The sequence below is a fragment of the Microcoleus sp. FACHB-1515 genome (assembly GCF_014696105.1).
Taxonomy (GTDB): Bacteria; Cyanobacteriota; Cyanobacteriia; order Elainellales; family Elainellaceae; genus JAAUTJ01.
Genome location: NZ_JACJPO010000012.1, coordinates 95,219 through 101,989 on the forward strand (window position 1 = coordinate 95,219; position 6,771 = coordinate 101,989).

The window sequence follows — 6,771 nt, forward strand, 5'->3', positions numbered from 1 at the left end:
ATGGACGATCATGAGGAATTTTAATTTGATCGGCAAATGTTCGATGATATTAGTCGCGCTGGCGATCGGGTGCAGCTTACAGGCGGTGTCGGCTCAAACGGTGAGCGATGCCGTCACCATCAGTCAGCGTCCTCCAAATCCACCACCCAGTCCACCCCCAAACGATACGCGACCAGGCGGCGGACTTAGCCCTCAAGATTCATCGTGCAATCCGCTGAATCGATCGATGCAAGCGCTGATTCCCGTCACCAATCCAGTTTTAACCACCACCAATTCCCCGACATTTCTGTTTTATATTCCCTTTGCCGCCGATCAAGTTCAGTTTGGTGAATTCACCCTTCTGGCTTGGCCGGGAGAAGAACAACGTCTCCATCAAATTCGCTTTACGCTACCTCAAACGCCCGGAATTGTTAGTATCTCCCTGCCGCCTCAAACTGAACTGCAAGAAGGAAATTCTTACCGCTGGTATTTTCAGCTTTACTGTCAAGATGGCACAGGCACACAGCCGGACTTAACCGTGAATGGCATGGTTGAGCGCGTCGCACTCACACCCGATCGAGAACGCCAAATTCGCGATGCGACGCCGGATATTTGGTATGACGCTTTGGCACAAGTTGCAGGTCAGCTACAGGCATCACCACAAGATGCCCAACTGCGGGAAAAGTGGCGATCGCTCCTGCAAACGATCGACGCTGAAGATTTAGCACAAGAGGCGATCGTCGGTTCAATTATTCCGCTACCAGCCGCATCTTCGGGACGATAAACGCTAACTTCCCCAATTACGAATTGCCTCGATTTGTTCAAGCATTTCGAGGCTTTTTGTTGCCATTGCTAATCGCTGAAATTCGGCGTGTGAAGAAATATTTCAATAAAACTATCGTTGCAGAATTTCGCTCTTGCTTCTTTGAACTACCTCGGAAGCGCATTCAGCGTGAAGAGATTTCGACATGACTATTCAATTAAACCCAACTTTTCAACTTCAGCAAGTACCCATTGATCATCTAGAGCCTGATTTCTATCTTGATCCAAATCGCTGCACTCTTGATGATGCCGTGCAGCAGTTAGCGATCGATCCTCAATCTAATATTCCGTTCATCGTCTGGCTATTTGAAGATTCTAGTAGCGCGATCGCATTTCCCGGCAAGATTAACCTGTATGGGCATGATTGCCTTCACGCCATTCTCAACCGGGGACATTCTCTAGCCGATGAAGCTTTTGTGAAAGGCTTCACGATGGGCAGCGATACTCGAACTCATTGGCTGCACCAACTTTTGTTTAAGCTAATTTCATCAACGCTGTACCCGAAAAAATATCGTTTTTCCTGGTCAGATTTTCACTGCTTTGATGCGGGATTGGCTTACGGTCGATCGCTCCAAGTTAGAGATTTGAATCGATTCGACTTTAGCGCTAATCGGAACTTCACCATTTCACAAGTCAGACAGCAATTTGGAATTTCCTAAGTAAACAAAACAACCCCATTATTACCCCATGAATAAGCCAAAACTTGCTCTAATTTTTCCGATGTCGATCGCATGGACAGAGAGCATCAAGCGTTTCTTTCAGTTTGAGAAGTTGGGAACGAACTACCGAACTGAATTGCTAGCTAGCCTGACTACATTTATGACAGCGGCTCCGATTTTGATCGTCAATGCTCATATCTTGGGAAATGCAGTTTTTCTACAGCAACCCGGTGATTTGTTTGAGCAGATTTTGGTGGCGATCGCGCTTTGTGCTGCGGTTTCCAGCATCTTGATTGGACTGTTCGCAAACTATCCGTTTGCGCTGGGAACTGGAACTGGAACAACCGCTCTATTTGCCTTTTCGATCGTGCTGGGCATGGGTATGAACTGGCGCTTGGCGTTTACCGCTGCTCTGGTTGAAGGCATCCTTTTTACTGCACTGTCAGTCAGCCCTTTGCGTCGGCAATTAAACGATGCCATTCCGAACTCACTAAAACAAGCAATGGTAGTCGGCTTAGGATTATTTTTGTCTTACATCGCGCTGTCGGGAAAAGCGGCTCCTCCCCATTTAGGAGCAGGCATTATTGTCAGCAATACGGCCACAACGACTGCCTTGGGCGCTTTAGAGCAGCCTGCGACTTTGATGGCCGTTTTTGGCATTTTGCTGACTGGTTTCCTAATGGTTCGACGGGTCAAAGGTGCGCTGCTGTTTGGAATTTTTGGCACTGCAATTTTGGGTTGGCTCTGTGGCGTTGCACCCTTACCGCAAGGGATTCTGACGCTGCCACAATTTCCGATCGATTTAGTGGGGCAGGCGATCGCAGGAGTGCAATATCTCACCTGGTCACAACTGGGAAACTTTGTGGCAGTTGTCTTCATTTTGCTGTTTGTTTCCCTGTCAGACACGATTAGTTCTTTGAACGTGTTGGCAGGTCAAGTCGATCGAGTAAAGCCGGATGGTGAGCTACATCGATCGAAACAAGCCTTACTCTCGAACGCGATCGGTACAGTGTTTGGCGCATTGGTGGGCAGCGCTCCGGTGATTCCCTATCTCGAATCGGCTTCTGGGATGTTTGAAGGGGGACGCAGCGGATTTGTGGCGATCGCAGTCGCAATTCTATTTCTGCTTTCCGCTTTGTTTTCTCCCTTATTTGCTGCGATTCCTGCCTTTGCCACTGCTCCCGTTTTAATTATGATTGGCGTCTTGATGATGAGTTGTGTTCGCTTCATTAATTGGGATGATTTAGCAGAAGCAATTCCAGCATTTCTTGTCATTTTGATTATGCCGCTGACGTTTTCGGTGGCGGATGGAATGGCAGCAGGTTTTGTGGCTCATGCGATCGTGAAAGTGGCTCAAAGAAATCAAAAAGGGCTGCGATCGAGCCTTGTTCTAGCAGCAATTTCTGTGGCTTACTTCACGCTGATCACGATGCAGGCTTAGCGATCGCATTCACAATTAAAAGGATGAAAACAATCTTCTGAAAATCCTGATTATTTTTTGAGTCATTACCTTGACAAGTAGATTAGGGACATCCAAAATCTCTAGTAACGAATTGCCCCCTCGTATGAAAACAGCTTCTACCGTCTGGATTTTAGTCAGCCTGTTCCTCAACTTAGCTGCTCTCACTGCCAAAGCGCAGATTGTTCCAGACAATACGCTGCCGGAGAACTCCAGGGTCGAAGCGGGCTGCACGAACTGCACGATCGAGGGCGGCACGACGCGAGGCAGCAATTTGTTTCACAGCTTCCGCGAATTTTCGGTTCCTACAAATGGCTCAGCCTCATTCAATAACGCGCCGCAAATTGAAAACATTCTGACCAGAGTGACGGGCAATTCTGTCTCGAATATTGATGGATTGCTGCGATCGAACGGCAGTGCCAATCTATTTCTGCTCAATCCCAACGGCATCATTTTTGGGGCGAATGCACGGTTAGAGGTGGGCGGTGCATTTGTCTCATCAACCGCAGATGCGATCGCTTTTCCCAACGGTGATCTGTTTAGCGCCACCAATCCCACTGCGCCCACGCCACTGCTCAACGTCAATCCCAACGCTCTACTGTTTAACCAGCTTAATCCGCAGCCGATTATCTCTCAAGGAGCCACTTTACAGGTTCCCGATGGTCAAACTTTAACGTTGCTTGGTGGGGCGGTCAATGTGGAAGGTGGGCAGTTACTCGCACCCGGAGGACGGGTGGAATTGGCAGGGGTGGCATCTCCAGGCGAGGTGGGACTGAGGCAGCAGGGGCAGGAATGGCGGTTGAGTGTACCGGATGGGTTGACGAGGGCGGATGTGGCGATCGCGGATTCGGCGCTGATTGATGTCACCGCAAGCGGCGGCGGCAATATTGCGATTACCGCCCGAAACATCAACATTTTAGGCAGTAGTAATCTCACAGCAGGAATTGCTGACACTTCAAGTTCTGCGGTTGCTCAAGCAGGAGAGATTACATTCAATGCTGCGGAAACTGTCAGAATTGCAGAAGGAAGTAATGTATTTAACCTGGTAGAGCCTGGAGGTGTCGGAAATGCAGGTGGTATCAGGATTGTCGCTCGCTCTGCTGAACTGGATGATGGTTCCCAATTAGGCAGCTATACTTACGGTCGGGGAAATACGGGAGACACGAGGTTAGAGATTGCTGATACTCTTTCTCTGGCTGGATTTGGCGGGAATGATGGCTATACGTTTATTGGGAATATAATCTGGCCACAGGGAGTCGGTGATACTGGAGACGTGATTGTGTCAGCCGACTCTATCAGACTTGATGACGGAGCGGAAATCGGTGCGGTCATCTACGGAACAGGGAACGCAGGAGATGTGCGGCTCTCGGTTAATGGTACGCTCTCTCTGGCTGGAAGAAAACCTGATGGATTTGCTGGTAGCAGTGTCATAGGAAGTCAAGTAACAGAAGATGGAATAGGCGCTGGAGGTAACATCGAAATTTCAGCTAACTCTATTGCTTTAAACGATGGTGCAGGAATCGTAACTGCTGTTATTGGAAGTGGTACTTCTGGTAATATCACGCTCGAAGTTAATGATACTCTCTCTTTGTCTGGATTTAGTGAGCGAAATGAAATCAGTAGTTCAATTCAAAGTTCTATCATTTCATCAAGGGCAATTGGTGATGGAGGAAGTATCACAATTAGAGCAGGTTCTATAATTTTGACGGATGGCGGCTTTATAACAAGTGCAGTATTACGAGGGCCAAGAGGCGATACAAGAGGCAATGGGGGTAATATCACAATTTCAGCTAACTCTATTGCTTTGAATGACGGTGCTTATATCTCTGGTACCTCTTATGGGCAAGGAAATGCAGGCAATATAAGTTTGAGAGTTGCTGACACTCTCTCCTTCGCTGGGTTTGATCGTGAAGGACTTTTCAGCGCCATTCTAAGCGATGTAGGAAGGAATGTAACAGGAAATGGAGGGAATATCGATGTTGTAGCAGACACGATTTTGCTGCGCGACGAGGCTCAGTTCGCTTCAAATAATGCTGGACAAGGAGCCGCTGGCAATATTCGGGTACAAGCTGAATCTGTGATTCTGCGACAGGGGGCGCGATTGACGACTGAGACAGTATCCGGTCGAGGTGGAGATATCACTTTGCAAAATGTGAATTTGCTCTTACTCCGTGACGGTAGCAGTATTTCCTCTACAGCAGGCATCGCTCAAGCAGGCGGCGATGGGGGCAACATCACCTTTAACGGCGATTTCATCGTCGCGGTTCCCTCAGAAAATAGCGACATTACTGCCGATGCGTTCGATGGAAGAGGCGGCAACGTGGACATTACGGCACAAGCAATCTTTGGGTTTGAATCGGGGCGCTCAACACCGCAAAGCGACATCACTGCCAGTTCCCAATTCGGCACACAGGGCACAATCACCTTCAACACGCCCGATGTCGATCCAACTCAAGGTTTAACCGAACTGCCTGCCGATGTCGTCGATGCCTCAGACCAAATCGCGATCGGCTGCTCGCCCACCGCCACCGCCCAAGCCAACCGAGGCGAGTTCTACCAAACAGGACGCGGTGGAATTGCGCCATCCCCCACCGACCCGATCGCCAGCAGCGACATTCTCGAAGACTTGCAGCCACCCGCATCCTGGAGCGCATCCGCTGATCCAACCGCTGAAATTGTCGAAGCGCAAGGCTGGCAGGTGAACGATCGCGGCGAAGTCATGCTCGTCGCCGCCACCCTGCCAACTCATTGCGGACGATGAGAAGAGGACAAGATTGATGCTGCGATCGTACCGAGTCGTTTGAGCCAATCATCGTGGTAAAAGAACTTTTGGTTTTCAACTCAAGCGAGGGAAATGAAAGCGCGATCGCGGCTGTTTTACAGAATGCAGCAAGATAGAATACGTCTACAAATCGTTGCTGAGGTGCAATCGTGGCGACATCACTCAACATAAGCGATGATTTACTCCAAGAGGCTCTTGCTCTTGATGAACAAACGACTTTGGATGCTTTAGTTGAAACCGCATTGCGCGAGTATATTCAACGTCGCAAGCGTCTTAAAGTGCTAACTCTTTTCGGCACGATCGACTACGATTCAGATTATGACTACAAACAGCAACGTAGCCAAGCATGAGCATCATTGTTGATACCTCTGTTTGGTCATTGGCTCTACGTCGAAGAACACTTGCTGACTCTTCTCCTGCCGTTGCTCAATTGCAAGCTTTGATCACAGACGATCGAGTGATTTTGCTAGGCGCAATTCGTCAAGAAATCCTCTCTGGTATTCGGAGTTCAGAACAGTTTATCAGGTTACGAGACTATCTTCGTGCCTTTCCAGACTTAGAGATCGTCACTGAAGACTACGAACTCGGCGCTGAGTTTTTTAACGTCTGCCGTAGCAATGGCATTCAGGGGTCAAATACTGATTTTTTGATTTGCGCCGTCGCCCACCGTCGCAATTACAGCATCTTGACAACAGACAACGATTTTCAGAACTTTCAATCACACATTCCGGTTTCTCTATCGATCGTTGAAAGCTAAACCATCCGAATCAATCAGCAGTCAGCGATCGTTTCAATCGAAGCTATAGCAATCCTGGATGAGCGGTAAACTCGGTCTGCCCTCATCCCCAACCCTTCTCCCTGGAGGAGAAGGGAGCAAGATTAAAGTCCCTCTCCCTGGGGGAGAGGGATTTAGGGTGAGGGCAAAATTCTCGCTGTTTACCAATCAATTAGGACTGCTACAGGCAGCCTAAATAGGATGTGAACAAATGGTAGGCTGAGGGTGTGCCTCAAACTCTACCCTCTCAGACAATGGAAACGCTCGAACAGTTTATTCAAAGTAACCCACATAC

6 protein-coding genes are annotated in these 6,771 nt (G+C 48.7%); all 6 read left to right on the forward strand.

Features of this window, described 5'->3' with window-relative positions:
* Positions 1-10: 10 nt before the first annotated feature.
* The 6 genes from H6F67_RS03065 to H6F67_RS03090 all read left to right on the forward strand — a co-directional run bounded on the left by H6F67_RS03065 (position 11) and on the right by H6F67_RS03090 (position 6,458).
* The gene (locus H6F67_RS03065) at positions 11-763 is read left to right on the forward strand and encodes a DUF928 domain-containing protein (RefSeq protein WP_190763201.1); all 753 of its coding nucleotides are present in this window, start codon (positions 11-13) and stop codon (positions 761-763) included.
* Between the two features lie 184 nt (positions 764-947).
* Entirely contained in the window at positions 948-1,460 is a 513-nt protein-coding gene (locus tag H6F67_RS03070; protein WP_190763202.1) for a hypothetical protein, read from the forward strand.
* Positions 1,461-1,488: 28 nt separating this feature from the next.
* A complete protein-coding gene (locus tag H6F67_RS03075; RefSeq protein WP_242020463.1) occupies positions 1,489-2,901 on the forward strand; it encodes an NCS2 family permease in 1,413 nt (470 codons plus the stop codon).
* Between the two features lie 124 nt (positions 2,902-3,025).
* Positions 3,026-5,680 carry a filamentous hemagglutinin N-terminal domain-containing protein gene (locus H6F67_RS03080; RefSeq protein WP_190763204.1) on the forward strand — a complete coding sequence of 885 codons (2,655 nt, stop codon included), beginning with the start codon at positions 3,026-3,028 and terminating at the stop codon, positions 5,678-5,680.
* A gap of 170 nt (positions 5,681-5,850) precedes the next feature.
* Entirely contained in the window at positions 5,851-6,051 is a 201-nt protein-coding gene (locus H6F67_RS03085) for a type II toxin-antitoxin system VapB family antitoxin (protein ID WP_190763206.1), read from the forward strand.
* Positions 6,048-6,458 (forward strand): PIN domain-containing protein, encoded by a 411-nt coding sequence (locus H6F67_RS03090; RefSeq protein ID WP_190763208.1) that lies wholly within the window; start codon positions 6,048-6,050, stop codon positions 6,456-6,458. Before H6F67_RS03085 ends, H6F67_RS03090 begins: the two co-directional genes overlap by 4 nt.
* The last annotated feature ends 313 nt before the right edge of the window (positions 6,459-6,771 follow it).

Coding starts and splice junctions, on each gene's coding strand:
- H6F67_RS03065 (WP_190763201.1), top strand. CDS start 11: ATGAGGAATTTTAATTTGATCGGCAAATGTTCGATGATATTAGTCGCG.
- H6F67_RS03070 (WP_190763202.1), top strand. CDS start 948: ATGACTATTCAATTAAACCCAACTTTTCAACTTCAGCAAGTACCCATT.
- H6F67_RS03075 (WP_242020463.1), top strand. CDS start 1,489: ATGAATAAGCCAAAACTTGCTCTAATTTTTCCGATGTCGATCGCATGG.
- H6F67_RS03080 (WP_190763204.1), top strand. CDS start 3,026: ATGAAAACAGCTTCTACCGTCTGGATTTTAGTCAGCCTGTTCCTCAAC.
- H6F67_RS03090 (WP_190763208.1), top strand. CDS start 6,048: ATGAGCATCATTGTTGATACCTCTGTTTGGTCATTGGCTCTACGTCGA.